25 protein-coding genes are annotated in these 24,700 nt (G+C 68.5%); 10 read left to right on the top strand and 15 right to left on the bottom strand.

The annotated features are described in order from the left end of the window. Window positions 1–2: 2 nt before the first annotated feature. The 5 genes from ACAM51_RS08080 to ACAM51_RS08060 all read right to left on the bottom strand — a co-directional run bounded on the left by ACAM51_RS08080 (window position 3) and on the right by ACAM51_RS08060 (window position 4,989). On the bottom strand, window positions 3–1,877 hold the full coding sequence (locus ACAM51_RS08080; RefSeq protein WP_218295981.1) for an autotransporter assembly complex family protein: 1,875 nt from the start codon (window positions 1,875–1,877) through the stop codon (window positions 3–5). 185 nt (window positions 1,878–2,062) lie between these two features. Further along, on the bottom strand, window positions 2,063–3,250 hold the full coding sequence (locus tag ACAM51_RS08075) for a VWA domain-containing protein (protein WP_218295980.1): 1,188 nt from the start codon (window positions 3,248–3,250) through the stop codon (window positions 2,063–2,065). 18 nt (window positions 3,251–3,268) lie between these two features. Further along, complete coding sequence (locus ACAM51_RS08070; RefSeq protein WP_369643214.1) at window positions 3,269–3,871, bottom strand: GNAT family N-acetyltransferase; 603 nt, start codon at window positions 3,869–3,871, stop codon at window positions 3,269–3,271. 16 nt (window positions 3,872–3,887) lie between these two features. After that, on the bottom strand, window positions 3,888–4,124 hold the full coding sequence (locus ACAM51_RS08065) for a hypothetical protein (RefSeq protein ID WP_218339591.1): 237 nt from the start codon (window positions 4,122–4,124) through the stop codon (window positions 3,888–3,890). 10 nt (window positions 4,125–4,134) lie between these two features. Next, on the bottom strand, window positions 4,135–4,989 hold the full coding sequence (locus ACAM51_RS08060) for a MoxR family ATPase (RefSeq protein WP_218295977.1): 855 nt from the start codon (window positions 4,987–4,989) through the stop codon (window positions 4,135–4,137). A 106-nt stretch (window positions 4,990–5,095) separates the two neighbouring features. Between ACAM51_RS08060 and ACAM51_RS08055 the strand changes: the two genes are divergently transcribed. The 3 genes from ACAM51_RS08055 (at window position 5,096) to ACAM51_RS08045 (ending at window position 9,423) form a co-directional block, all read left to right on the top strand. After that, window positions 5,096–5,758 (top strand): cytochrome c, encoded by a 663-nt coding sequence (locus ACAM51_RS08055; protein ID WP_218295976.1) that lies wholly within the window; start codon window positions 5,096–5,098, stop codon window positions 5,756–5,758. A gap of 143 nt (window positions 5,759–5,901) precedes the next feature. Continuing rightward, window positions 5,902–6,627 carry a response regulator transcription factor gene (locus ACAM51_RS08050; RefSeq protein WP_369643213.1) on the top strand — a complete coding sequence of 242 codons (726 nt, stop codon included), beginning with the start codon at window positions 5,902–5,904 and terminating at the stop codon, window positions 6,625–6,627. A gap of 27 nt (window positions 6,628–6,654) precedes the next feature. Beyond that, window positions 6,655–9,423, top strand: a complete 2,769-nt coding sequence (locus ACAM51_RS08045; RefSeq protein WP_369643212.1) for an Ig-like domain repeat protein — start codon at window positions 6,655–6,657, stop codon at window positions 9,421–9,423. Window positions 9,424–9,548: 125 nt separating this feature from the next. Here ACAM51_RS08045 and ACAM51_RS08040 read toward each other — a convergent pair whose 3' ends face one another. Further along, window positions 9,549–9,983 (bottom strand): DUF1841 family protein, encoded by a 435-nt coding sequence (locus tag ACAM51_RS08040; protein ID WP_369643211.1) that lies wholly within the window; start codon window positions 9,981–9,983, stop codon window positions 9,549–9,551. A 219-nt stretch (window positions 9,984–10,202) separates the two neighbouring features. Between ACAM51_RS08040 and ACAM51_RS08035 the strand changes: the two genes are divergently transcribed. After that, a complete protein-coding gene (locus tag ACAM51_RS08035; RefSeq protein ID WP_029413244.1) occupies window positions 10,203–10,424 on the top strand; it encodes a hypothetical protein in 222 nt (73 codons plus the stop codon). A gap of 102 nt (window positions 10,425–10,526) precedes the next feature. On the opposite strand, the gene ACAM51_RS08030 is transcribed toward ACAM51_RS08035, so the two are convergent. After that, on the bottom strand, window positions 10,527–11,336 hold the full coding sequence (locus ACAM51_RS08030; RefSeq protein WP_369643210.1) for an IclR family transcriptional regulator C-terminal domain-containing protein: 810 nt from the start codon (window positions 11,334–11,336) through the stop codon (window positions 10,527–10,529). Window positions 11,337–11,427: 91 nt separating this feature from the next. Between ACAM51_RS08030 and ACAM51_RS08025 the strand changes: the two genes are divergently transcribed. The 5 genes from ACAM51_RS08025 (at window position 11,428) to ACAM51_RS08005 (ending at window position 15,993) form a co-directional block, all read left to right on the top strand. Then, window positions 11,428–12,129, top strand: a complete 702-nt coding sequence (locus ACAM51_RS08025) for a 3-oxoacid CoA-transferase subunit A (RefSeq protein ID WP_218295971.1) — start codon at window positions 11,428–11,430, stop codon at window positions 12,127–12,129. Between the two features lie 29 nt (window positions 12,130–12,158). Then, window positions 12,159–12,809, top strand: a complete 651-nt coding sequence (locus ACAM51_RS08020) for a 3-oxoacid CoA-transferase subunit B (protein ID WP_218295970.1) — start codon at window positions 12,159–12,161, stop codon at window positions 12,807–12,809. Between the two features lie 72 nt (window positions 12,810–12,881). Beyond that, window positions 12,882–14,087, top strand: coding sequence for a 3-oxoadipyl-CoA thiolase (pcaF, locus tag ACAM51_RS08015; RefSeq protein ID WP_218295969.1), 1,206 nt, complete (start codon window positions 12,882–12,884; stop codon window positions 14,085–14,087). Window positions 14,088–14,101: 14 nt separating this feature from the next. Next, window positions 14,102–14,833 carry an SDR family NAD(P)-dependent oxidoreductase gene (locus ACAM51_RS08010; protein ID WP_369643209.1) on the top strand — a complete coding sequence of 244 codons (732 nt, stop codon included), beginning with the start codon at window positions 14,102–14,104 and terminating at the stop codon, window positions 14,831–14,833. Window positions 14,834–14,979: 146 nt separating this feature from the next. Further along, window positions 14,980–15,993, top strand: coding sequence for a Bug family tripartite tricarboxylate transporter substrate binding protein (locus tag ACAM51_RS08005; protein ID WP_369643208.1), 1,014 nt, complete (start codon window positions 14,980–14,982; stop codon window positions 15,991–15,993). Between the two features lie 114 nt (window positions 15,994–16,107). On the opposite strand, the gene ACAM51_RS08000 is transcribed toward ACAM51_RS08005, so the two are convergent. Then, the gene (locus ACAM51_RS08000) at window positions 16,108–16,710 is read right to left on the bottom strand and encodes a short chain dehydrogenase (protein WP_369643207.1); all 603 of its coding nucleotides are present in this window, start codon (window positions 16,708–16,710) and stop codon (window positions 16,108–16,110) included. A gap of 127 nt (window positions 16,711–16,837) precedes the next feature. On the opposite strand from ACAM51_RS08000, the gene ACAM51_RS07995 reads away from it, so the two are divergent. Beyond that, window positions 16,838–17,749, top strand: a complete 912-nt coding sequence (locus ACAM51_RS07995) for a LysR family transcriptional regulator (protein WP_369643206.1) — start codon at window positions 16,838–16,840, stop codon at window positions 17,747–17,749. Window positions 17,750–17,900: 151 nt separating this feature from the next. On the opposite strand, the gene ACAM51_RS07990 is transcribed toward ACAM51_RS07995, so the two are convergent. The 7 genes from ACAM51_RS07990 to ACAM51_RS07960 all read right to left on the bottom strand — a co-directional run bounded on the left by ACAM51_RS07990 (window position 17,901) and on the right by ACAM51_RS07960 (window position 24,681). Further along, window positions 17,901–18,356, bottom strand: a complete 456-nt coding sequence (locus tag ACAM51_RS07990; RefSeq protein WP_218295964.1) for a PaaI family thioesterase — start codon at window positions 18,354–18,356, stop codon at window positions 17,901–17,903. Further along, on the bottom strand, window positions 18,353–19,042 hold the full coding sequence (locus tag ACAM51_RS07985; RefSeq protein ID WP_369643205.1) for a transglutaminase family protein: 690 nt from the start codon (window positions 19,040–19,042) through the stop codon (window positions 18,353–18,355). Before ACAM51_RS07985 ends, ACAM51_RS07990 begins: the two co-directional genes overlap by 4 nt. 118 nt (window positions 19,043–19,160) lie before the next feature. Beyond that, complete coding sequence (locus ACAM51_RS07980) at window positions 19,161–19,805, bottom strand: trimeric intracellular cation channel family protein (RefSeq protein WP_369643204.1); 645 nt, start codon at window positions 19,803–19,805, stop codon at window positions 19,161–19,163. Between the two features lie 170 nt (window positions 19,806–19,975). Continuing rightward, a complete protein-coding gene (locus tag ACAM51_RS07975; RefSeq protein ID WP_369643203.1) occupies window positions 19,976–20,359 on the bottom strand; it encodes a hypothetical protein in 384 nt (127 codons plus the stop codon). Further along, a complete protein-coding gene (locus tag ACAM51_RS07970; protein ID WP_369643202.1) occupies window positions 20,356–21,222 on the bottom strand; it encodes a hypothetical protein in 867 nt (288 codons plus the stop codon). The genes ACAM51_RS07975 and ACAM51_RS07970 overlap by 4 nt, the downstream gene beginning before the upstream one ends. A 77-nt stretch (window positions 21,223–21,299) precedes the next feature. Then, on the bottom strand, window positions 21,300–22,454 hold the full coding sequence (locus ACAM51_RS07965) for a PepSY-associated TM helix domain-containing protein (protein ID WP_369643201.1): 1,155 nt from the start codon (window positions 22,452–22,454) through the stop codon (window positions 21,300–21,302). A gap of 34 nt (window positions 22,455–22,488) precedes the next feature. Beyond that, window positions 22,489–24,681, bottom strand: coding sequence for a TonB-dependent siderophore receptor (locus tag ACAM51_RS07960; RefSeq protein WP_369643200.1), 2,193 nt, complete (start codon window positions 24,679–24,681; stop codon window positions 22,489–22,491). Between the last annotated feature and the right edge of the window lie 19 nt (window positions 24,682–24,700).

The raw sequence follows: 24,700 nt of genomic DNA, 5'->3' as shown, positions 1-24,700 counted from the left end.
CATCAGAAGCTGAAACCCAGCCGCAGGTGCAGCCGCAGTTCCTTGGTTTTCACGCCGTAGGCCAGATCGGCCTGCAAGGGGCCCACGGGGCTGCGCCAGCGCACGCCGGCACCCACGCCCACGCGTGGGTCCAGGTCCCCCATGCGGTCCGCCACGGCGCCCGCGTCCACGAACAGGGTGCTTTCCCAGTCGGTCATGGCGCCGCCGTAGACGATGGGCCGCTGCCATTCGACGCTGCCCACGGCCAGGTAGCGGCCTCCATAGAGCTGGCCGTTGTCCGTGCGCGCACCGATGCTGCGGTACCCGTAGCCGCGCACGGTGGTGTCGCCACCGGTCAGGAAAAGCTGGGTGACGGGAATCTGCGCGCCATCGCGCGCCACCACGGCGCCGGCTTCCGCCCGCAGCGCCACACGGGCGCTGCGGGCCACGCCCGCCGCGTCCTGCACGCGCCCCGCCGGGAGGAACGATTGCCACCGCACCAGCGTGCGCACGAACGGGTCGCGCTCGGGCCGCAGCGTGGTGCCCAGTCCCAGTTCCACGGCAATCCCGTGGCCCCGCGTGGGGGCCGTGGGGTTGTTGAAGTAGCGGCCTGTCCACCCGTAGTTCACGCTGACGGCCGTGCCCGATGGCGGGGCGTTCAGGCCCTGGCTGTTGGCGTAGTCGTACTGCAGGAAGTAGTTGCGGTCGATGTGCTTCGTGCTCTTGCTGCGCCCCGAGCGCAGGCGCCCGCTGTTGACTTCGTAGTCGCCCGTCGATTCACGCTGCAGCTGGCCGCCCGCGAACCAGCGCCAGCCCCGGTTGTCTGGCAGGTCGGTCCATTCGGTGCCCGCGAGCTTGGTCTCCCGGTCCAGCGACAGCTTGCTCACGGCGCGCCATCCCAAGCCGGGCAACTGGTTGTGGATGTGCTCCAGGGACAGGCGTGCGCCGCTGTCGGTGGAGAAGCCGGGCCCGAACACGAGCTTTTGCAGCGGGGCTTCGCGCACCTGGGCAACGATGGGCGCGGCCTGGGGGTCGGTGCCCTCGGTGTCGAGCGTGAGGAACACCGCGTCGTAGTAGCCGCTGCTGGCCAGGCGCAGCTGGGCGTCCAGCAGTTCGGCCTCGTCGTAGACCGCGCCCGTGGGCAGCCGCGCCAGGCGCTGGGCGCCGTCAGGGTCGTAGCGCTGGCTGCCATCGACCCGCAGTGGGCCGAAGCGGTAGACCGGCCCGGGGTCGTAGGTCACGCTCAGCCTGGCTTCGTGCTTGTCGGCATCCACCTGCGCGCGGCTGCTGGCAATGCGCGCGGTGGGGTGGCGGCGGGCCTGAAGCTGGCGCAGGCCGTCGGTCTTCGCCGAATCCCAGGCCGATTGGGTGAATGGCTGGCCGGGCGAGAGGGACCAGTCGCGCTGCACGCGCTGCTGCTGGCGCAGGCTGGCCTTCGTGTCGGCAGCGTCGTTTTCCTGCGCCTGCGTGCCGGCGATGGCGGGGCTGGCGGCGCCCGCGAAGTCGATGTCCGCGCTGGCGATGCGGGTCTGGGGCCCCGGCTCCACGGTCACCGTCACGGTGCGCGGCGCGGTCTTGCTGTCGGGGGTGTCGGTCAGCTCCACCGTGATGGTCGGGGCGAAGTAGCCCATGGTGCCCAGCAGTTCGCGCGCATTGGCGTCGGCCGCGCCCAGCAGGCGCTGCAGCTCGTTGGCGTGCAGGTCGGGCAGATTGCGAAAGCGCTGCAGCTCCAGGTGGCGCTCCAGCGTCTCGCGCACGCTGTCCGGGGCCTTGACCTGCACGTTGAACGACGGCGCATCCGATGCGGCGATGACCGGCGCGGGCGCCGGGGCGTCGCGTTCCTCCGCGCGGGGCAGCAGGCTGCAGCCCTGCAGGGCCAGCGCTCCGAAAAGCAGCAACGCCGGCCACGGGGCCGGCGTTGGAGATGTGGCGGTAGGGCGCGGGATGCTGAAATGCACGACAGGACGGTATTGGAGTGGAACGTGGCCCGCAGGCCTTGCCCCGCCACTATGCACCGAAAATAAGACCGCCTGTGTCAGACAGTTACGCGCGATGGACCGGTGCGCGCCGCGGGCGCCCCTGCCTACTTGGACAGCAGCCGCATCGTCTCTTCGAGCCCCTTGAGCGACAGCGGGTGCATGCGGTTGCCGACGAGCTGCTGGATGATGCTGATGCTTTGCCGGTATTGCCACACGCCCTGGGGCTCGGGGTTGATCCACGCGTGCTTGGGGAAGGCGTGCGTGAGGCGCTGGATCCACTCCGCCCCCGCCTCCTCGTTGTTGTATTCCACGCTGCCGCCGGGCTGCAGGATCTCGTAGGGGCTCATGGTCGCGTCGCCCACGAAGATCAGCTTGTAGTCCTTGTTGTACTTGCGGATGATGTCCCAGGTGGGAAACTTCTCCGCGAAGCGGCGGCGGTTGTTCTTCCACATGAAGTCGTACACGCAGTTGTGGAAGTAGTAGAACTCCAGGTGCTTGAACTCCGTCTTCACGGCGGAAAAGAGTTCCTCCACGCGCTGGATGTGCTCGTCCATGGTGCCGCCCACGTCCATCAGCAGCAGCACCTTCACGTTGTTGTGGCGCTCGGGCACCATCTTGATGTCGAGGTAGCCCGCGTTGGCGGCCGTGCTGCGGATGGTGTCGGGCAGGTCCAGCTCCAGCTCGTGCCCCTCGCGCGCGAACTTGCGCAGGCGGCGCAGGGCCACCTTGATGTTGCGCGTGCCCAGCTCCTGCTGGTCGTCGTAGTCCTTGTAGGCGCGCTGCTCCCACACCTTCACGGCGCTCTTGTTCTTGCCCGCGCCGCCAATGCGCACGCCCTGCGGGTTGTAGCCGCCGTGGCCAAACGGGCTGGTGCCGCCCGTGCCGATCCACTTGCTGCCGCCCTCGTGGCGTTCCTTCTGCTCTTCGAGCCGCTTCTTGAGCGTCTCCATGAGTTCGTCCCAGCCCATCTTCTCGATGGCTGCTTTCTGTTCAGGCGTGAGCTCGTTCTCCAGGATCTTGCGCAGCCAGTCGGCCGGGATCTCCTTGGTGAAGTCGGCCACCATCTCCACGCCCTTGAAGTAGGCGCCGAAGGCCCGGTCGAACTTGTCGTAGTGCTTCTCGTCCTTCACGAGCGTGAGGCGCGAGAGGTTGTAGAAGTCGTCCAGGCTCCAGGCATCGTCGGACTTGGGGCCCACCACGCCAGCCTGCAGGGCTTCGAGCAGGGTGAGGTATTCCTTGACCGATACCGGCAGCTTGGCCGAGCGCAGGGTGTAGAAGAAGTCGATGAGCATGGTTCTGGCCTCCAGCGGTTACTGGGAAAGCGTGTGGCGCTCTAAAAGGTATAGCAGCTGCGCCTTGGCTTCGGGCCATTCGCCCGAGCGCATGCTGTACATCACCGTGTCGCGGACGGTGCCGTCGCGGCGCAGGGCGTGGCCGCGGATCACGCCGTCCTTCCTGGCGCCCAGGCGCTCGATGGCTTTTTGCGAGGCGAAGTTGTAGTTGTCGGTGCGCCAGCCCACCACATGGCTGCCCAGCGTGTCGAAGGCGTGGCCCATCATCATCAGCTTGCACGTGGTGTTGACGTGGGTGCGCTGCACGCTCTGGCGGTACCAGGTGTAGCCGATCTCCACGCGCTTCACCGCGGGCAGGATGTCGTGGTAGCTCGTGGAGCCCAGGACCTTGCCGCTGGCATCCTCCACCACGGCGAACGCGAAGCGGTTGCCGTCCTCGCGCATCCTGAGCGCCGTCTCGATGTAGGCACGCGTGTCCTGGGGCTCGGGCACCGAGGTGACGCGCAGCCTCCACAGTTCGCCATCGGCGGCGGCGGCGGCCAGGCCGTGTTCGTGGGACAGCGCCAGGGGTTCCAGGCGGATGCCGCGGTCGCGCAGGGTGACGGGTTCTACAAAGGCCATGTATCGTTGCCCTTCATCAGTCCTTGGAAGGCTTGTTGCGCCGGTGCGTCTGCCAGCGCCGTGCCGCATGCAGGCCCAGGCCGCCGCCCAGGCCCACGAGGGCAATGCCCCCCAGCGCCTTGTTGCCGTAGCCCGGTGCGAAGATGTCCAGGCCCAGCCACTGGCCCAGCCAGAAACCGGCGAGGGCGCCGCCGACAAAGCCGATGGCGTCGGCGATGCCGTCCATGAGGGAGGGGGTGGTGGGTGCGGCCATGGCGGGGGGACTACCGGTTCCGCTGGTTCATGAACACCAGCTTTTCGAAAAGGCTCACGTCCTGCTCGTTCTTGAGCAGCGCGCCCACCAGCGGCGGTACGGCCACCTTGTTGTCGGCGCTTTGCAGCGCGGTCAGCGGAATGTCTTCGGCCACCAGCAGCTTGAGCCAGTCGAGCAGTTCGCTGGTCGAGGGCTTCTTCTTCAGGCCAGGCAGGTTGCGCACGTCGTAGAACGTCTTCATCGCCACGCCCAGCAGCTCGCTCTTGAGCGTGGGGAAGTGCACGTTGACGATCTGGCGCATCGTGTCGGCTTCGGGGAACTTGATGAAGTGGAAGAAGCAGCGGCGCAGGAACGCGTCGGGCAGCTCCTTTTCGTTGTTGGAGGTGATGAACACCAGCGGGCGGTGCTTGGCCTTGATGAGCTCGCGCGTCTCGTAGCAGTAGAACTCCATGCGGTCGATCTCGCGCAGCAGGTCGTTCGGGAATTCGATGTCGGCCTTGTCGATCTCGTCGATCAGCAGCGCCACGGGGCGGTCGGCCGTGAAGGCCTGCCACAGCACGCCCTGGATGATGTAGTTGCGGATGTCCTTGACGCGCTCGGCGCTGTCGCCATCGCCCAGCTGGCTGTCCCGCAGGCGACTGACCGCGTCATACTCATACAGGCCCTGCTGCGCCTTCGTGGTGGACTTGATGTGCCATTGCAGCAGTGGCATGTCGAGCGCCTGGGCCACTTCCTCGGCCAGCATCGTCTTGCCGGTGCCCGGCTCCCCCTTGATGAGCAGCGGGCGTTGCAGGGTGATGGCCGCGTTCACGGCGAGCATCAGGTCTTGGGTGGCGACGTAGTTCTGGGAGCCTTGGAATTTCATGGGGGCGAATCACCGGATCGTTGATGAATGGGCTTGACAGGCGCTGGCTATAATCGGCGGTTGATCAGAGCCCAGAGCTGAACTTCCACGAGATTGTGCGCGCAAAATGAACAAAACGCTGACCACGCTATTTGCCCTGGCTGTCGCTTCCGTGACCGCCCTGTCCCATGCCCAGGAAGCCAAAGGCGACGTGGAAGCCGGCAAGCAGAAGATTGCCATGTGCATTGGCTGCCACGGCATTCCGGGCTACCAGGCCAGCTTTCCCGAAGTGCACAAGGTGCCCATGATCTCGGGCCAGAGCGCCAAGTACATTGCCTCGGCGCTCGTCGCCTACCAGAAGGGCGAGCGCAAGCATCCCACCATGCGCGGCATCGCGGATTCGCTGAGCGAAAAGGACATCGCCGACGTGGCCGCCTACTATGAGCAGCATGGCAAGACGGGGGCCGAACTGCCCGCCAAGCCCGGCCGCGAACCCAGCGTGCAGGTGGCCGAGCTTCTGAAGAAGGGCGCCTGCGTTTCGTGCCACGGCGACAACTTCGCCAAGCCCATCGACCCTTCGTACCCCAAGATCGCGGGCCAGCACGCGGACTACCTCTTCGTGGCCCTGAAGTCCTACAAGGCCGAGAAGAACCCCAACGTGGGCCGCAGCAACGCCATCATGGGCGGCGTGGCCAAGCAGTTCACCAATGCGGAGCTGAAGGCGCTGTCGGGCTACATCAGCGGCATCGACGGCGACCTGCACGTGGTGCCGCAATCGCGCTTCCGCTGAGCGCTGCGGTGTGCCACCAAGAAGACGCCCCTCCTGCGAGGGGCGTTTTTGTTGGTGGCGGGGCATGACGGGCGGCTGAGGGTCAGCTTCGGCACGGGACGCTGGTATTTTTGAACGGTTGCATCGATCCAGGCGGAGACACGATGGGCTATCTCGACTCGCATTCTCTGCACCGGCTGAGCCACGCGACGCTGCTGGTGCATTCGACACGGGACCCGAACGACCTGTCGAGCAACCTGCTCCAGGCGCTGCGCAGCGTCGTGGGCGGAGACATCTTCGTTGTCGACTGGCGCAACTGCACGCCGACGCTGCGCACCCTGTATGCGCCGGAGCGCGCCGTGTCGCGCGAAATCAACGAGGCCGTCCATCAGCACCTTGGCGACAATCCCGGCTACGGCAAGCGCCGCGTGCCGATGAGCATTTCCGACCAACTCTCGCCGACGGCGTGGAGCCGGTGTGCGCTGAACGCGGAGGCCTATGGCCGTGTCGGCCAGAAGGATGGGCTGGGCCTGGACATCGACCTTGGCGAAGGACGCATGCTCACGCTCAATGTCACGCGCGCAACGCGCGGCTTCGGCGACCCCGAGCGCACGTCGCTCGCGCTGCTGGAAGGCCACATCCGCCAGACGCTGGGCCGCCTGCAGGCCCGCAGCAGGCGCCGCCACATCGCGCACCGGCTGCACGATCGCGCCTTGAGCGAGCGCCAGCGCGAAGTGCTCGTGGCGGTGGCCCATGGCGCGACCAACGCCGAAGTCGCGGCAAGGCTCGGCATTCGCCCGGGTACCGTCAAGCGCCATCTCGAAGACATCTACGTCAAGACAGGCGTCGGCAGCCGGCACCAGCTCGCCGGTTGGCTGGCTGACGAATAGGCGCGCGCGGTCGTGTGCCGTCGGCACATGACCTGTGAATTTTCCTCCCCTACGATCCATCGCGATGCTGCGGCGGGCCGTGATCCGCTGCCAAAACCGAAGACAGGGGATGAGATGGGCAGGAGTGTCTGGCACCTGAAGGGCGCGTTGTGCCTGTTCGCCGCCGTGTGCGCAACGCTGGTCCTGGGGGGCTGTGCCATCGTCGTGCAGACGCAATGGATCGAGGCGCCGCTGGTCGCGGACGCGAGTCTGCAGGGATCGGATTACGCACCGAGCAATCCCGATGGCCTGCGGATCAATGAACATCAGCAGGCGGTCGTCCGCTTCTCGCTCGATACGCTTCCCAACGGCAACATGGTCCTGGTGTCGCGGGCGGGCTCCGGTCAGCCGCTCCAGGTGGGGCCGTCCGCCTATGCGCTGACCGCGGACAAGATCGCCAGGGCCAGGATCGTCGTCTATGTCCAGAACGTCCGGGTGGCCGGCAGCGTTGCGTTGGTTCCCCTCGAAGGCAATGGCTGCTGGCCGCAGGAAAGCGTGGCGCCTGCATGCGTGGAGGGCCCGCCGACGCCTGGCGTCGACCCGGACTACCAGGCCGGAAGCAGCGTGCGCAAGCCGGTGGCCATTCGCCAACCGGGCTTTCGGAGCTTCGACGCCACCGACATCGTCAAGTCGTGGGTGGACGGCAGCCGCGCCAACAACGGCATCAAGATCGTCAGCGTCCCAGGTGCCGATGCGTCCCATGCCGACTTCGATGTCGCGGCGAAGGAATCGAGCCCGGGCAAGACGCTGGTGCCGCATTCCGTCCAGTTGTTGATCACGCTGTCGGATTTGACGGGGGTGTCATCGAATGCCGCATCGTCGTCCCAGATCCAGGAGAGCGCTCCCGGTGCGGCGGATGCGGGCAGTGCCGATCTGCGGCTGAGCGGCACGGCCGGAAGCCGCGGCGTCGCGCTGCTCAAGACGCCGGAGCTTCCTTTTGTGGTCCGCAGCATCATGCAGTATTCCTCCACGCCGCTGCAGGCCAGCCTCGTGACCTATGCCAGCAGCGTTTCGCAACCGGCCACGCTGCGGCTCTCCCCGGCCGAGGACTTCGACGCGGGCACCGTCTCCTGGAACACCCAGCCCGCGTGGGACGGCGCCCGGGCGGCGACGGCGCCTGTGGCGGGCACGGGCGCGGTCAGCGTGTTCGATTTCAGCCGCAACTACGCGGAGCTGCTGGCGGACGAACAGAATGCGAACCTCGGCACGACGGATTCCGCGCTGCCAGGCTATGCGGCCGCACTCGAGCCGGACGCCGGCGCTCTCGCCACTGTCGATGGTGTGCCGAACAGCACCACTGCGCGCGCGCCGCGGGCAACACTGGTGTACAAGACGCCCGAGGCGCTCCAGGGTCCGCTGGCTATTTTTCAGGGCGTGAGACTCTTCGATCCCGACGACGCGGGCCCGTGGGGCTGGGAGACCGCCTACATGCCGGCCTCGCAGTCGTTCAGCATGCGCATCGGCCAGCCCTCCTCTCCGTTTGGAGTGCGGCCGCAAACGGTGTGGAGCGACACCCATGCCATCGGCTTTCTTTCTGTGCCCGTCAACGTTGCGGCGCCCGGCACGGGCGCGAGCGCGACCTTCCCTTCCGGGAGGAATACCTTCGAGACGATGGGCTCCGACAACTGGACTCCCGTCGTGCCCACGGCCAATCGTGTCGTCGGAAGCTACCTCGTGCACATCACGATGCCGGGGCACAACGCGCGCTTTGATCTGCAGTTTCACAACCTGCCGCTTCCGGTGCCCGCATTGCAAGGGCCGTCCACCGTGCTGCTGCCCGCGGGACAAACGGCGGTTTCGCTGCCTGCGACGGCCCCGGCCGATCCCGCCGCAGGATTCGTATTGGCGGTGGACGATGCCGTCGTCAACGCCCATATCGACAACACGACGAAATGGAGGATCACGAGCTCGGTGGCGGGCGACGTCCTGCCTGGCGTGATCGCGCAGAGCGATGGCAGCGTGGGCTGGCCCATCGGCTTTGCCTCGGCCGGGCCGCGGACGCTGACCGTGACGAGCCAGGGCGATGCCTCGGTCCGGGCATCGATGCAGACGACGGTGCAACAGCAGTCGAGCGTGCGCCTGGCTCAGCCGCTGGCCGGAGCCACGTTCGTCTACGGCCAGGCGATCACGCTCCTGGCCGAAGTGACGGGGGGAGCGGGGCCGCCGGCCGGCAGCGTGCACTTTTCCGATGGCGCGGCGACGGACCTTGGCGATGCGGGGCTCGATGCCTCCGCCAGGGCGGCTCTCGCGCGCCAGTTGCCCGTTGGACGGCACGACGTCCAGGCGGCCTATGCAGGCGACACCGCCAGCTTCACGCTGCCTTCGGTGTCCAATCCGGTGGCTATCGAGGTCCTGCCAGCTTCGACGGGTATCGCCCTGGGGGCGGTGGGACCGGTCGGTCTGGGCGGTTCGGTGACGGTGTGGGCGACGCTGGCGGTGGCCGCGCCGGGGGGCGGCACGCCGACGGGAACGATCACGATCACGAACACCACCGACGGCCTGAGCTGCAGCTACGCGGCGGCCGCGGCGGCGCCAGGCTGCTCACTGCGGCCGAAGGGCTCTGGCACGAAGGCGCTGACCGCGAGCTACTCCGGCGACGGCAATTTCCTGGCAAGCAGCGCGGCGGGGACCCTGGTCGTGAGCGCATCGCCCACCCCGGTGCCGGTGCCCCTGTTCTCGCGGAAAGGGCTCGGGCTGCTGGTGCTGCTGCTGGTCGGCACCGCGCTGGCGCACAAGGCGCGCAAGCCCGGGCGCTGAGCGGGGAGGGTTCAGCGCCGCATGCGAATTTGCATGCAGCCGGGCAACCAGGCGGGAAGCCCAGGACAGGGCTGCAGCATGGCGAGGCGAACCAACGACGTCATGCGGTTGGAGGCCAATCCGTCTCAGTCCCGCGTGGCCCGCCGCTGCACGCAGGCGATGTAGGCCTCGCCGTCCGGCGGGCGGCCGGCGCGCTGGCTTTCCCACAGCATCTCGCCCAGGCAGTCCATGGCGGCGTGGTGCGCATCGTGCAGCGAGTCGAGCCGCGCGGTCAGCAGCTCCACCGCCTGGCGGATGCCGCGCGGCTGGTCGATGCTGCACTGCTCGCTGATCGACAGGTGCATGGACAGGTGCAGGAAGGGGTTGGTCTGGCCCGGCATCTCGTCGTAGTTGCGCGCCACGGCGGCATCGGCGTCGGACAGGTCGGTGTGGTACTCGGGGTGCTCGGCGATCCACAGGCTGGCCAGCGTCTCGATGGCTTCCATGGGCGCGCCGGCCTGGGTCTTGGCGTGCACCCCGCAGAGAAAGCGGCGCACGTCGGCTTGGGAGGGGCTGAACATGGGGCGTGAGCGTAGCACGCAGCCCTGGCGCACAGGGCGTGCAGGGTTGCACGCGGCGCCGGAGTGCGGCTGGCGCGCCGGGGCGGGTGCGCGACGCGCGGCAGCGGCGGTGTCCTACGCGGGCGCGGCGGGAGCTGCCCTACATTGGCGATGCGCAGGGACAGGGAGCCGGGCCCGCTCTGCCGCAGTCCCTGAATACCCGGTGTTGGGAGATCTGTCATGAATGCAATGCGAATCGTTGGTGTGCTTTTGTTGGTGCTGGGCTTGGCAGGTTTTCTGACGGGGGGCTTCAGCTTCACCAAGGACACCACGCAGGCCAAGCTGGGCCCGCTGGAACTGACGGTCAAGGAAAAAGAGTCCGTCAACATTCCCCAGTGGATGAGCCTGGGGGCGATGGTGCTGGGCGGCGTGGTGCTGGTGCTGGGCTTTCGCAAGAACTGAGCCTTCACCACCCCAGCGTGGGCGCCCTGTGCGCGCAATGCCCGTGCCGGTGCCGGGCTGGCACCGGCGTGAAGCCGCCCGGCGGCCGCCGGGCCCCGGGCTTCACTCGCCCCGGCCGCGCGGCGCACCCATCATGCGCGAGATGGTCTTCGCGGCGCGCAGCAGCGCGGGCAGCAGGCTCTCCTGCATCATGGCCGCGCTGGTGCGGTTGGCCTGCCCGCTGATGTTGAGCGCCGCCACCGTCCGCCCCGTGCGGTCGGCCAGTGGCGCGGCGATCGAGATCAATCCTTCCTCCAGCTCCTGGTTCACCAGGCACCAGCCCTGCTGGCGTGCCTCGCGGATGCGCGACAGCAGCGCGGGCAGCTCGGTGGTGGTGTGCGCGGTGAAGCGCTCCAGCGGATGCTGCGCCAGGCGGGCCTCCAGCTCCTCATCGGGCAGCCCGGCCAGCAGCACGCGGCCCATCGAGGTCCAGGGCGCGGGCAGGCGCGAGCCCACGCCCAGGTTCGTGCGCATGATCTTGTGCGTGGGCACGCGCAGCACGTAGACGATGTCGAGGCCGTCGAGCACGGCGGCCGAGGACGACTCGCGCACTTCTTCCACCAGGTCCTCCATCACCGGCTCGGCCAGGTTCCAGATCGGCAGCGATGAAAGGTACGCAAATCCCAGGTCCAGGATGCGCGGGCTCAGCCGAAAGAGCTTGCCGTCCGTCTCCACATAGCCCAGCGTCTGCAGCGTGAGCAGGATGCGGCGCGCACCCGCGCGCGTGAGGCCCGCACGGGCCGCCACTTCGCTCAGCGTCTGCTGCGGCGTGGCCGAGCTGAACGAGCGGATCACCTCCAGCCCGCGCGCGAACGACTGCACATAGCTGTCGCTGGGCTTGGGGTCTTTGGCGTCAGGGGTTTGGATATTCATACGTGCGCCTACTATAATTCTTTATGCGAACATTTGTTCTATAAGCGAACAAATTGAAACCGAAGATCAAGCAAATCACGAAAGCGTTTCGATGATCAACAAACTGGCGGACTCGGTGGCCCAGGCCCTGCAAGGGGTGAAGGATGGTGCCACGGTGTTGATAGGCGGATTTGGCACGGCGGGCATTCCGGGTGAGCTCATCGACGGGCTCATCGCCCAGGGCGCCCGGGACCTGACGGTGGTGAACAACAACGCCGGCAATGCCGACCAGGGCCTGGCCGCGCTGCTCAAGGCGGGGCAGGTGCGCAAGATCATCTGCAGCTTTCCGCGCCAGGTCGACAGCTATGTGTTCGACGACCTGTACCGCAGCGGCAAGCTGGAGCTCGAGCTCGTGCCCCAGGGCAACCTGGCCGAGCGCCTGCGGGCGGCGGGGGCGGGCATCGGCGCCTTCTTCTGCCCCACGGCTTACGGCACCGAGCTGGCCGCCGGCAAGGAAACGCGCGAGATCAACGGCAGGCACTACGTGCTCGAATTCCCCATCCACGGCGACGTGGCGCTGATCAAGGCCGAGCAGGGCGACCGCTGGGGGAACCTTACCTACCGCATGTCGGCCCGCAACTTCGGGCCGGTGATGGCCACCGCCGCCAAGACCACCATCGCCACCGTGCACGAGGTGGTGGAGCTGGGCGCGCTGGACCCCGAGGCCATCGTCACCCCCGGCATCTACGTGAGCCATGTGGTCAAGATCGACCGCACGGCCACGCAGGCGGGTGGTTTCAAGAAATCGGCATGAAATCGGCCTCTACCGCACAAGGATAAAGCGTGAGCAGCTATCAAAAGCGTAGTAAAGAAGAACTGGCGAAGCGGGTGGCGCAAGACATCCACGACGGCGCCTACGTCAACCTGGGCATCGGCCAGCCCACCCTGGTGGCCAACCACATTCCCGCGGGCCGCGAGGTCATCCTGCAAAGCGAGAACGGCATCCTGGGCATGGGCCCGGCACCCGCCGCAGGCCTGGAGGACTACGACCTCATCAACGCCGGCAAGCAGCCGGTGACGCTGCTGCCCGGTGGCGCGTACTTCCACCACGCCGACAGCTTCGCGATGATGCGCGGCGGGCACCTCGATATCTGCGTGCTGGGCGCCTTCCAGGTCAGCGCCACGGGCGACCTGGCCAACTGGAGCACCGGCGAGCCCGGCGCCATCCCGGCCGTGGGCGGCGCGATGGACCTGGCCATCGGCGCCAAGCAGACCTGGGTGATGATGGACCTGCTGACCAAGCAGGGCGCGAGCAAGATCGTCGAGCGCTGCGGCTACCCGCTCACCGGTGTCGCGTGCGTGAAGCGCATCTACACCGATCTGTGCACACTGGCCTGCACGCCCACGGGGCTGCAGCTCATCGACACCGTGCCGGGCCTTTCCCACGCCGAACTCGAAAGCCTGGTGGGCCAGCCCATCCGTCCGGCGACCTGAGCACCCGCGGGCGCCCCGAATCCCTTCCCTTTTCAACGAGCCGATCCACCGAGATCCGAGGAGACAAAAAACATGACCACCCAAGCCTTCATCTGCGACGCCATCCGCACCCCCTTCGGCCGCTACGGCGGCGCATTGAGCAGCGTGCGCACCGACGACCTGGGCGCCATCCCCATCAAGGCGCTGATGGACCGCAACCCCGGCGTGGACTGGGCCGCGGTGACCGACGTGCTCTACGGCTGCGCCAACCAGGCCGGCGAGGACAACCGCAACGTGGCCCACATGAGCAGCCTGCTGGCGGGCCTGCCCATCGACGTGCCCGGCGCCACCATCAACCGCCTGTGCGGCTCGGGGCTGGACGCCGTGGGCACCGCCGCGCGCGCCATCAAGGCGGGCGAGGCGGGCCTGATGATCGCGGGCGGCGTGGAGAGCATGAGCCGCGCGCCCTTCGTCATGCCCAAGGCAGAAAGCGCCTTCAGCCGCAACAACGCGGTGTACGACACCACCATCGGCTGGCGCTTCGTCAACAAGCTGATGAAGGAAAAGTACGGCGTGGACTCCATGCCCGAAACCGCCGAGAACGTGGCCACCGACTTCGGCATCGAGCGCGAGGCGCAGGACCGCATGGCGCTGCGCAGCCAGCTCAACGCCGTGGCCGCGATCAAGGACGGCCACCTGGCGCGCGAGATCGTGCCCGTGCACATCCCGCAAAAGAAGGGCGACGCCATCGTCGTCAGCCAGGACGAACACCCCCGCGAGACCAGCCTGGAAGCGCTGGCCAGGCTCAAGGGCGTGGTGCGGCCCGATGGCACGGTGACGGCGGGCAACGCGTCGGGCGTGAACGACGGCGCCTGCGCGCTGCTGCTGGCCGATGAAGCCCATGCCGCCAAGTACGGCCTCAAGCCCCGCGCCCGCGTAGTGGGCATGGCCGTGGCCGGTGTGGCGCCGCGCATCATGGGCTTTGGCCCCACGCCCGCCACGCAGAAGGTGCTGGCGCAGACGGGCCTGACCATCGACCACATGGACGTGATCGAACTCAACGAAGCCTTTGCCGCGCAGGGCCTGGCCGTGCTGCGCGCCCTGGGCCTCAAGGACGACGACGCGCGGGTGAACGCCTGGGGCGGCGCGATTGCGCTGGGCCACCCGCTGGGTGCCAGCGGCGCGCGGCTGGTCACCACCGCCGTGAACCGCCTGCACGAGCATGCGGGCCAGTACGCGCTGTGCACCATGTGCATCGGCGTGGGCCAGGGCATCGCCATCATTCTGGAGCGCGTGTGACAGTGGCCTCTGCAGTGACTTCCTCCACCTCCGTCACCGTCGTCACCGGTGCCAGCAACGGCATCGGCCGCGCCATTGCCGAAGCCGTGCTCGCCCAGGGCCGCGCCGTGGTCAATCTGGACTACGTGCTGCCCACGTGGAGCCACCCGCTGCTCACCTCGTACCAGGGCGACCTGACCGACGAGGCATTGACCCGCGAGCGCGCGGCAGAGATCGCCGCCAGGCACAACGTGACCGCCCTGGTGAACAACGCGGGCGCGACGCGCCCCGGCACCATCGACACCGCCACCACCGCGCAGCTGGACGACGTGGTGGGCCTGCACCTGCGCGCGCCCATGCTGCTGGTGCAGGCCTTTCTGTCCACGCTGCGGGCCTGCGGCCAGGGCCGCATCGTCAACATGTCGTCGCGCGCCGCGCTGGGCAAGGGCGACCGCGTCGTCTACTCGGCCACCAAGGCCGGGATGATCGGCATGACGCGCACGCTGGCCATGGAACTGGGGCGCGACGGCATCACCGTCAACGCCATCGGCCCGGGGCCGATCGCCACCGAGCTGTTCCGCCAGAGCAATCCCGAGGGCGCGCCGCAGACCGAGCGCATCCTGAACAGCATCGCCGTGGGCCGCATGGGCACGCCCGACGACGTGGCGCGCGCGGCGCTGTTCTTCCTCTCGCCCGACAACGGTTTCGTGACCGGGCAGGTGTTGTACGTGTGCGGTGGTACCACGCTCGGCGTGGCACCTGTCTAGCCACCTGAACGCATTTTCACTGCAGCCCTGAAAGGGGCGCACCCCCTGTTCTCGCCCGGAGGCCTTGGCGCCCGGTTGAGGCCATGGCGCGGCGGATGCCGCGCTCGTGACACCCATTTCATCCACCTTCCTGAAGGAGACAAACCATGACCCGTTCCATCCACACCACCCGCCGCTTTGCGCTGTCGGCCGCTGCCTGCGCGGGCATCGCCGCCATCGCCGTTGGTGGCCTGCTGGGCAGCAGCGCAGCCATGGCCCAGGCCTATCCCACCAAGCCCGTCACCATCGTCGTGCCCTTCGCGGCCGGCGGCACCACCGACATCCTGGCGCGCATCATCGGCCAGGCGCTGACCACGGAACTCGGCCAGTCGGTCATCGTGGACAACCGCGCGGGCGCGGGCGGCAACATCGGCGGCGCGCTGGCGGCCAAGGCCCCGGCGGACGGCTACACGCTCTTCATGGGCACGGTGGGCACGCATGCCATCAACGCCGCGCTGTACAAGAAGATGCCCTTCGATCCGATCAAGGACTTCGCGCCGCTCACGCGCGTGGCCAATGTGCCCAACCTGCTGGTGGCCAACCCCGCACAGCCCTACAAGAGCGTGAAGGAGCTGATCGCCTACGCCAAGGCCAACCCCGGCAAGGTGAACTTCGGCTCGTCGGGCAACGGCAGCTCCATCCACCTGTCGGGCGAGCTGTTCAAGAGCCTGGCCAAGGTGGACATGGTGCACGTGCCCTACAAGGGCAGCGCACCGGCGGTGACCGACCTGCTGGGCAACCAGATCGGCATCATGTTCGACAACATGCCCTCGGCCATCCAGCATGTGCGCAGCGGCAAGCTGGTGCCGCTTGCCGTGACCACGGCCAAGCGCTCGCCCGAGCTGCCCAATGTGCCCACCATCGCCGAAGCCGGCGTGCCCGGCTACGAGGCCACGTCCTGGTTCGGCATGTTCGCGCCCGCCGGCACGCCCGCACCGGTGCTGGCCCGGCTCAACACCGCGCTGGCCAAGGTGCTGAACCAGGCCGAGGTGAAGAAGAAGATCAACGAGCAGGGCGCCGAGACGTACAGCGAAACGCCCGAGCAGTTTGCCGCCTTCATCCAGGCCGAGTCCGTGAAGTGGGGCAAGGTCGTCAAGGAATCCGGCGCGAGTCTGGACTGATCTGCGCCTTCGATCATTGAAGCTACTAAATTGATAGCTGCTGCCGCTTGCTGGACAAGCGGCAGCAGCTATTTTCTTTTCATGCCCAGACGGGTAGGGTGCAGGTGGCCGTGATCATTGCACGCGGTACACCCGCCCCGTCTGCGCGCCTTCCACGCTGCGCTGGTAGCCGCGCGCGGCGCGCTCGGCAGACACCGTGTCGAAGCCGGGGAAGAACGGCCCGTACACGCCCACCGATTCGGTGAGGATGGTGGGGCTCACGGCGTTGATGCGCAGGCCGCGCGGCAGCTCGATGGCGGCGGCGGCCACGAAGCCCTCGATGGCGGCGTTCACCGCCGTGGCGCTGGCGCCGTTGCGGATGGGCTCGATGGACAGGATGCCTGCGGTCAGCGTGATGGAGCCGCCATCGGCCAGGTACTTCTGGCCGATCAAAGCCAATTGCACCTGGCCCAGCAGCTTGTCCTGCAGCCCCAGGTTGAACTGCTCGGGCGTCATGTCGGCCAGCGGGCCGAAGTGCAGGTTGCCGGCGGTGCTGATGATGGCATCGACCTGGCCCACCGCCTCGAACAGCCTGGCGACCGAGCCCGGCTGGGAAAAGTCTGCGCGGTGCGTGCCGCTGCTGCGGCCCACGGTGATCACCTCGTGGCGCGCGCCCAGGTTGGCCAGCACGGCCTGGCCGATGGTGCCGCTCGCGCCGATGAGAAGAATCTTGGACATGGTGTTTTCCTTTGCTTGAAAAAGAACGGGTGGAGGAACAGACAGGCACCGATTCTTTTGCGAATCAATCAATGCATAAAGTACATTGAAGTTCTTCTTGTGCTAACCATTGATTAGGAATCAGCCCATGGACAAACTGCGCAACATGGAAGTCATGGTGGCCGTGGTCGAAGCCGGCAGCTTCGCCGCCGCCGCGCGCCAGCTGCAGGTGTCGGCCGTGATGGTGGGCAAGCACATCCAGCAGCTCGAAACCCACCTGGGCGCACGCCTGTTCCAGCGCAGCACGCGCCAGAACAGCCTGACCGAGGTGGGCGCCGCGTTCTACGAAGACAGCAAGCGCGTGCTGGAGCAGGTGCGCTGGGCCGAGTCCGCCGTGGAGCGCAGCCGCGCCGTGCCGCAGGGCCTGCTGCGCGTGAGCGCGCCGTTCACGCTGGGCAACCACGTCATCGCGCCGCTGGTGGCCGACTTCCTGCAGCGCCATGACCAGGTGCGCGTGGACCTGCAGCTCACCGACAGCGTGGTGGACCTCGCGGGCGAGGGCTTCGACGTGGCCGTGCGCATCGGCCAGGTGGTGGATGAGGGCCTGGTGGCGCGCCCGCTGCGCCCCTACCGCATGGTGATCGCGGCCGCGCCGGCCTACCTGCAGCGCCATGGCACGCCCGGGCGCGCCGACGATCTGGCCCGCCACCAGTGCCTGAGCCATTCGGTATGGCAGCGCCGTGTGGAATGGACGCTGCGCGATGGCGACGCGGAGTTCTTCTGGCCCGAGAACGCGCGTTTTGTGTGCAACCAGGGCGACGGCCTGCGCCAGGCCGCGCTGCGCGGCCTGGGCCTGATCATGCAGCCCGAGGTGCTGCTGGCCGACGACCTGGCCAGTGGCGCCCTGGTGCCGGTGATGCAGCACTGCCTGCCCGCGGCGCGCGCCGTGCATCTGGTCTATGCGCCGGACCGGCGGCAGCTGCCCAAGCTCGCGCGGTTCGTGGAGCATGTGGTGGGAGTGATGGGCATCGCGGGCGATGCTGTCGCGCCGCGGGCGTAGCCCTTCCCATGCCATGGGCGGCTACCCGGCGTGGTCTGGCGATGCGGCCATGGCGGGGCGCCCGTGTTCGCCGCGCGCCGCCGGGGCCGAGGGCCTACGCACCTGCAGGCCGTGACAGCGGCCACCACGGCGGCCCTGGCCGCCGGGCGGGCTAGGCAGGGCCCGTGGGGCCTATCTTGAACACCCCGCTCACCCGCGCGCAGGGCACGCCATCGGCCGTCACCAGGCCCTGCGCGAACACCAGCGAGCGGGTGACGCGCAGCGGCTCGGCCTCGCCCTCCACCCAGGCGCCCAGCGGCGCGGGGGCCAGGTAGTCGATCTGCAGGCTGATGGTGGGCAGGAAACGGCCGGCCACCTCGGTGCTCTTGCGGTGCACCGACAACGGCAGCAGCATGTCGCAGAAGCTGGCCATCATGCCGCCGTGCAGGTTGTTCATGGGGTTCACATGGCGGTGCTCCACGCGAAAGCCGAATTTCACCACCGCACCTTCGTGCCGCAGGTACAGCGGGCCGTTGTGCTCGATGAACGGGCCGCCCGAGGGCAGGGCCGCGAAGCCATCAGGGACCTGGGGCGCGGTGCCCGGTGCCGCCAGCGGGGCCTGCGTCATCGCGCCGCCTCCTGCTCCACGTCGCTCGCAAAGCTCGCGCCGTGCAGCGCGCTCGTGGTGCCGCCACCGAGCCAGCCGCCGTACACGGCCTGGAAGTCGGCCACGATCCGCGCCAGCGGCATGTCGTCGAAAGCGCCGCGCTGCAGCACGTATTCCATGTGGCGCTGGCCGGTCTTGTCGAACGGGTGGTAGATCGAATCGTTCTCGCCATCGAACTCCAGCGGCAGCAGGCCAAAGCGGTCGCACAGCTCGATGTTGAAGGCGGGCGTCGCCTTGCGCCACTGGCCGTCGAGCCAGATGTCGGTGTAGCCGTGCCAGATGAAGAGGTCGGTCTTCATGGTCTCGCGCATGCGCTCGGTGCTGAGGTGGTTGCGCACATCGGCAAAACCCATGCGCGCGGGAATGCCCGCCGCGCGGCACGCGGCGGTGAGCAGCGCGGCCTTGGGCACGCACCAGCCATGGCCCTGGGCCAGCACGGTGCTGGCCGCCATGCCGTGCGGCGACAGGTCGATGCGGTACGGGTCGTAGCGAAAGCCGTCGCGCACGGCCAGGTACAGGGCGACGGCGCGCTCGCGGTCGGTGGCGCCGCGCGCATGCTTGGCCGCGAAGGCCTGGATGGCGGGGGCGTCGCTGTCGATGAGCGCGGTGGCGCGCAGGGCGGCGGGGGTGGGGTGGTCCGGGGTCATGGTCTCGATACTCCTCGCGGCCCAGTGTGCAGGCCGCGCCGGTGCAGGGCTGTCACGGTGGTGCCACGCGGCACAGTGTGCCGGATCGGCGGCCGGGATGGCGGCCTCTGGTTTCTTGTCACACCCGCCAGGCGGGCAACTGCCAGTTGCGCCACAGCGCCAGCCCGCGCAGCCCGGCCGTGAGCAGCACGCAGGCCACGAGCGGAGCCCAGTCCGGCGCCTGCACCTGGCGCAGCGCCACGTCGGCCCAGCCGCCCGCGAAGGCGCACAGTGCGTAGGGGCGGTGGTCGCTGAAGGCCTGGGGCACCTCGTTGCACAGCACATCGCGCAGCACGCCGCCAAACACGCCCGTGGTCACGCCCATCATCACGCTGATGATGGGCGGCATGCCGATGGCGGTGGCGATGTCCACGCCCACCGCCGCGAACAGGCCCAGGCCAATCGCGTCGGGCAGCAGCATGGCGCGCTCGGTGGGCTGAAAGTGGCGCTGGCGCATGAACAGCATCGCGCCCACGCACAGGGCCAGGATGCCCCAGACAAAACCGGTGTGGCGTATCCAGAAGAAGGGCCGTTGGTCCAGCAGCAGGTCGCGCAGCGTGCCCCCGCCGAAGGCCGCGACGAACGCCACCACACACACGCCCACGGCGTCGAGCCGCTTGCGCGCGGCGGCGATCACGCCCGAGAGGGCAAACGCGATGGTGGCGGCCACTTCCAGGAAGAAGCGCAGGGTGTGCACCCAGGGGGCGTCGAGCAACTGGTCCATGGGCGCGATTGTGCCGTGGGGCAGCGGGTGCGGGCACCGGCGCATGGCAGTGCCGTCTAGATATTACGCTATAAAATATATAGCTACAAGTGCTTATGTATCAAGCGCTAGGTCCCATTTCAACCCAAAATCTGGCGCCTTGCCCACCTGGCGGAGGTGGCACGCGTCCATCAGCCTGCCCAGCCCCCTGCACGCACCAGCTCCCACGCCAGCGCCAGCACACACCCCGCCCCGCCCAGCGCACCCAGCCGCTGGGCCCACGGCAGGCTGGCGGCGGGCCACTGGTTCATTGCCAGCACCAGCAGCCAGCCGAGCACCATCCATGATGCGGCCACCAGCGCCAGTCCGGCGGCCAGCCCGGTCGCGGCGGTGGCTGCCAAGCCCTGCAGCAACAGCGTGCCGATGGCCACAGCCCAGGCGCGCAGCGGTGCAGGTGGCGCCTGGCCGGTGCTGCCGACGCCGTGGCCCCAGGCGCGGGTGGGCACGGTGCGCGCCCAGCGGGTCAGCGCGATCAGCGAGGCCAGTGCGGTGCAGGCGGCGATGAGTTCGTTCATGCGGCCTCCGGCGGGTGGCGGTCAGAAGCATGGACCTGTGCGGTGGGTGTGATGCGCTCCGTCTGCCGCGTGCGCAGCCTCCGCCGTGCGCGCAGCAGCAACGGGGCACCCGCGGCCAGCGCGCACAGGGCTGCGGCGACGGCCCACTGATCCAGCCCCGCCTTGGCTGCCAAGCCGCCGTAGGCCAGCGTTGCCAGAACCCACAGCAGCAGGGCGGTTCGGGGCGCCCAGTGGCGCAACGCGGCGGCGGGCAGCGCGACAAAGAAAGCCAGCAGCAGGCCCAGCATGCCCGACGAGCGCGCTGGCTCTGTCGCCACGATGTGGGCGAGCCGAAACGATTCCACCGCCAGTGCACCGGCCAGCCAAAACGGCAGGTGTGCAGGGATGCCAAAGCGGGCCAAAACGCGCGCGGGCCAGCGGCGGCGTTTGGTGGTGTGGTGCGTGCCAGGATGGCCAGCGCGGCCCGGCGTGGCCGCAGCCTGGTGGCGCACCGCTTTGCGCCGTGGCGCCTGCACGCGCTGCGGCCCGATAAAGGTCGCAATGCCCACGCAGGCAGCGCCCACCAACGCGAGACTGGCCAGCATGCCGGACGCCAGCGCGCTCCCCAGCACCAGGCCCACCGCACCGGCCAGCGCCAGCAACGCCCCCGCGCCACCCAGCGACACGCGCCACAGCGCCAGCGTGCGCAGCGCCCACGCGGCCAGCGCCGACAGCAGCAGCCATGTGCCGATGAGCAACCACACGGCCCACACCGGCCGCTGCGCCAGCGAAGGCAAGCCGGGCGGCCCCCACAGGTGCACGAACACGGCCACGATCAGCGCCGCGGGCGTGGTGGCGTGCAGGGCCAGAAAGAAGCGTTGCATGGGTTGGTGGGGCGGGCAGAAATCGACAATAAATAGCGGTGCGGAGAGGCGGATGAGCGTGTGCAGTGGATGGGACCTCAACCTGCCGCCGCCATGCCCCCGGCCGACGCCTGCGCGGCCTCGGCCTCACGCCGCCGCTGCTGGCGCGCATCGAGCCAAATCAGCGTGCCCGAGATCGACAGGAACGCGGGCGTCATGCCCAGCAAGAAATACAGCCACTTGAGCGCCAGCCCGCCGAAGTCGCCAAAGTGCAGCGGCTCCATGAGACCGTTGACCAGCGACCAGAATCCCGCCGTGCGCGGGTCGTGCACCTTCCTGGGCACGCCGGTGGCGGCGTGGATGTCCACCCGCGCGGTGCTGGCCAGGTGGCCGCTCAGGTTGCCGGTGAAGCTGGCCTCGGCGGTGTCGGTGCCCCAGCGGCGCATCGACACGTAGCGCGCCTCCAGCCCCGGCACGGCCTGCTGCGCGGTGGCGTACAGGGCATCCAGCGACTGCATGCGCACGGGCTCGGCGGCATCGCCAGCGGCCTTGCGCGCGGGCTTGGCGGTGGCTGCGACTTCGGTGCTGCTGGTGGTCACGTATTTGTAGCCCTGCTCGAACAGCGGCGCCAGGCCCATCCAGGCCCCCGTGGTGGCGATCAGGATGTGAAAGCCCAGGCCCCAGATGCCCGCGGACTTGTGCAGGTCGGACATCACCACGCGAAAGCTGCGGCCCCAGCGCTGGGTGAACAGCTCGGCCAGGATCTTGCGGTGGATGACGATGCCCGTGACGATGAGCACCAGCATCGCGGCGCCCAGAAAGCCCACGATCCAGCGCGGCCCGAAGAACAGGAACACGTGCAGCATGCGCAGGTACTGGCCGAGCTGGCTGTCCACCGGGCCCACCACCGTGCCCGTGTCCGAGCGCAGGGCCACCTTGGTGCGCGTGCTGGCCGGCGCGCCGCGCTCGCGCACGAAGGCGAAGTAGCTCGGGTTGACCGCGTCGGGCAGCGCGATGGTCTCCACCGTGGCGCCGGGGTAGCGGGTGTGCAGCTGCGTCAGCACCGCATCGAGCGACGCGGGCGTCGCAGAGCGCGGCAGCTGCGCCAGCGACGGGTTGGCCCACAGGTCGATCTCGTTCTTGAACACCACCACCGCGCCCGAGAAGCACACGATGAACATCAGCAGCCCCGTGACGATGCCCGCCCAGGAGTGCAGGACGAAAAGGCGGTTCAGGGTGCGCTGGCTGGTCATGGTCGGCTCGCGGTGGCGGGGCGATGGCGCTGCGTCAGAAGAAGTACGTCACGCCCAGGTTGAAGCTGCGCGGCAACGCGGGCGAGACCACGTTGGCGTTGATCGCGCCGTCGTAGTACGCCTTGTTGAACACGTTCTTCACCCCCGCCGTCACGCGGTAGTTGTCGCCCGCGTAGCTGATGGACGCATCGGCCACCACATACGACGGCAGCGTGAAGGGATACGAGCCGATCTGCTCGCTGACGTAGCGCCCGCCCATGCCCAGCGTGATGCGCTGGTGCTGCGGCAGCTTGTAGGTTGCCCAGGCCGTGAGCGTGTGGCGCGGCGTGAGGTTCAGCGGCAGGCCCACGATGGCGGCGTTGTTGTCGCGCGTGACCTTGGTCTGCGTGTAGGTGTAGGCGCTGGTCAGCTTCCAGCCGTTCTTCATGTCCGCGCCCAGCTCCACCTCCAGGCCGCGCGCGCGCTGCTGGCCGGTCTGCACGCTGAAGCCGGTGTTCACGGGGTCGGCGGTGGTGACGTTCTCGCGCACCAGGTCGAACACGGCGAGCGCGCCGGTGAGCTGGCCATTGGGCGACTCATACTTCACGCCGGCCTCCCACTGCTTGCCGGTCTCGGGCACGAAGTTCGATCCCGCAAAGGTCAGGCCCGATTGGGGCAGGAACGATTCGCCGTAGCTGCCGTACGCGGCCCAGCCGGGCTTGAACTCGTACATCAGGCCGGCGGACAGCGTGGTGGCGCTGTCCTTCTGGCGTGTCTGCGTGTTGGCCACGCGGTTGTTCGTGTCGTTGGTGGACCAGTCGCGGCGCAGGCCCACCAGGGCCGTCCAGCCCTGGCCGAACTTGATCTGGTCCTGCGCATACAGCCCGGCCACGGTGAGCTTGGCGGGCGCGTCGCTGGTCAGCGCCGTGGGGCAGGTGGCCTGCATGCCGTAGACGGGCGCGAACAGGTCCAGCGCGCCGATGCGGCAGGTGCGGCTGGCCAGCAGGCTGTGGCCGCTGCGCACGTCCAGGCCCGTGACGAGCTGGTGCTTGGCGCCCAGCGCCTCGAAGCGCGTGAGCATCGAGGTGTCGGTGGCCAGCAGGTCATAGTCCATGTACTGGCGCGACGCCTGGCGGTTCTGCAGCCGCTGGTTGGCCTGCAGCGCCTGGTTGGAGACGAAGTTGCCCGTGCCCTTCTCGGTCTCGTAGCGCACGTTCTGGCGGAACGTCATCGCGTCGGACACCTTGTGCTCCAGCGCATAGCCCAGCGTGGTGCTCTCCACGTCGTACACGCCAAAGGCAGGATCGCCCGTGAACAGCGTGCGCGACAGGGTGCCGTTGCGGTTGGGCAGCAGCGTGCCGTAGGGTGTGATGCCCTGCTGGCGCATCCACTCGCTGCGGCTGTAGGTGGCGAACAGCACCAGGTCGGTCTGCGCGCCCAGGTCGATGGACAGCGACGGGGCGAACCACCGGTCCTTGCGGTAGACGAACTGCGTGGGGTCGTCGGCGTTGGACACCTGGGCATTGATGCGCAGCGCCGTCTTGCCCGATTCGGACAGCGGCTTGTTCACGTCGGCCTGCAGCGTGCGCTGGCCGAAGCTGCCCACCTCCACGCCCACTTCGTTGATCGCGTCTTTCTTGGGCCGCTTGCTCACCGCGTTGACGATGCCGCCGGGCTGCACCTGGCCGTAGAGCACCGAGGCCGAGCCCTTGAGCACCTCGAAGCGCTCGTAGCCGTAGGGCTGCAGCTTGGCCCACATGCCGGGGCTTTGCACCAGGCCGTCGACCAGGATGGATTCGGTGGAGCGAAAGCCCCGGATGTTGATGTCGTCAAAACCCCGGCGCCCGAAGTTGACGGGGCTCACGCCCGCCACGGTCTGCAGCGCCTGCTGCACGTTGGTGATCTGGCGCGACTCCATCTGCTCGCGCGTGACCACGCTCACGGACTGCGGGGTCTCCAGCCGGCGCATGGGCGCCTTGCCGGCGGTCTGGGCCTCGACGGGCGCAAAGCCCATGTCCTTCTCGGTGCTGGCATTGATGCGCACTTCCTGGAGCTGCGGCGCGGCCACCTGGGCGGCGGCCGCCGGTGCATCGGCGTCCTGCTGTGCCACGGCGGCCTGGGCGAGGCACAGGGCCAGCGGGGTCAGGGCAAACACCCCGGCCTTGCGGGCCCAGGGGTACGGGGAGGAAGAGGGGGCGAGCGAAGAGCGCGGCGAGAAACGGGCCGCGCGCGAGGGCTGAAAAGACATGGGAGTCCCGATGGAGAGA

The organism is Acidovorax sp. A79 (assembly GCF_041154505.1).
GTDB lineage: Bacteria > Pseudomonadota > Gammaproteobacteria > Burkholderiales > Burkholderiaceae_C > Acidovorax.
This window is presented reverse-complemented; position numbering and strand designations above follow the sequence as displayed.

Bases quoted from the DNA above. Each gene is read 5' to 3' on its own strand.
- ACAM51_RS08075 (WP_218295980.1), bottom strand. From the start codon at position 3,250: ATGCTCATCGACTTCTTCTACACCCTGCGCTCGGCCAAGCTGCCGGTA.
- ACAM51_RS08070 (WP_369643214.1), bottom strand. From the start codon at position 3,871: ATGGCCTTTGTAGAACCCGTCACCCTGCGCGACCGCGGCATCCGCCTG.
- ACAM51_RS08065 (WP_218339591.1), bottom strand. From the start codon at position 4,124: ATGGCCGCACCCACCACCCCCTCCCTCATGGACGGCATCGCCGACGCC.
- ACAM51_RS08060 (WP_218295977.1), bottom strand. From the start codon at position 4,989: ATGAAATTCCAAGGCTCCCAGAACTACGTCGCCACCCAAGACCTGATG.
- ACAM51_RS08055 (WP_218295976.1), top strand. From the start codon at position 5,096: ATGAACAAAACGCTGACCACGCTATTTGCCCTGGCTGTCGCTTCCGTG.
- ACAM51_RS08050 (WP_369643213.1), top strand. From the start codon at position 5,902: ATGGGCTATCTCGACTCGCATTCTCTGCACCGGCTGAGCCACGCGACG.
- ACAM51_RS08045 (WP_369643212.1), top strand. From the start codon at position 6,655: ATGACCTGTGAATTTTCCTCCCCTACGATCCATCGCGATGCTGCGGCG.
- ACAM51_RS08040 (WP_369643211.1), bottom strand. From the start codon at position 9,983: ATGTTCAGCCCCTCCCAAGCCGACGTGCGCCGCTTTCTCTGCGGGGTG.
- ACAM51_RS08035 (WP_029413244.1), top strand. From the start codon at position 10,203: ATGAATGCAATGCGAATCGTTGGTGTGCTTTTGTTGGTGCTGGGCTTG.
- ACAM51_RS08030 (WP_369643210.1), bottom strand. From the start codon at position 11,336: ATGAATATCCAAACCCCTGACGCCAAAGACCCCAAGCCCAGCGACAGC.
- ACAM51_RS08025 (WP_218295971.1), top strand. From the start codon at position 11,428: ATGATCAACAAACTGGCGGACTCGGTGGCCCAGGCCCTGCAAGGGGTG.
- pcaF (WP_218295969.1), top strand. From the start codon at position 12,882: ATGACCACCCAAGCCTTCATCTGCGACGCCATCCGCACCCCCTTCGGC.
- ACAM51_RS08005 (WP_369643208.1), top strand. From the start codon at position 14,980: ATGACCCGTTCCATCCACACCACCCGCCGCTTTGCGCTGTCGGCCGCT.
- ACAM51_RS08000 (WP_369643207.1), bottom strand. From the start codon at position 16,710: ATGTCCAAGATTCTTCTCATCGGCGCGAGCGGCACCATCGGCCAGGCC.
- ACAM51_RS07995 (WP_369643206.1), top strand. From the start codon at position 16,838: ATGGACAAACTGCGCAACATGGAAGTCATGGTGGCCGTGGTCGAAGCC.
- ACAM51_RS07990 (WP_218295964.1), bottom strand. From the start codon at position 18,356: ATGACGCAGGCCCCGCTGGCGGCACCGGGCACCGCGCCCCAGGTCCCT.
- ACAM51_RS07985 (WP_369643205.1), bottom strand. From the start codon at position 19,042: ATGACCCCGGACCACCCCACCCCCGCCGCCCTGCGCGCCACCGCGCTC.
- ACAM51_RS07980 (WP_369643204.1), bottom strand. From the start codon at position 19,805: ATGGACCAGTTGCTCGACGCCCCCTGGGTGCACACCCTGCGCTTCTTC.
- ACAM51_RS07975 (WP_369643203.1), bottom strand. From the start codon at position 20,359: ATGAACGAACTCATCGCCGCCTGCACCGCACTGGCCTCGCTGATCGCG.
- ACAM51_RS07970 (WP_369643202.1), bottom strand. From the start codon at position 21,222: ATGCAACGCTTCTTTCTGGCCCTGCACGCCACCACGCCCGCGGCGCTG.
- ACAM51_RS07965 (WP_369643201.1), bottom strand. From the start codon at position 22,454: ATGACCAGCCAGCGCACCCTGAACCGCCTTTTCGTCCTGCACTCCTGG.
- ACAM51_RS07960 (WP_369643200.1), bottom strand. From the start codon at position 24,681: ATGTCTTTTCAGCCCTCGCGCGCGGCCCGTTTCTCGCCGCGCTCTTCG.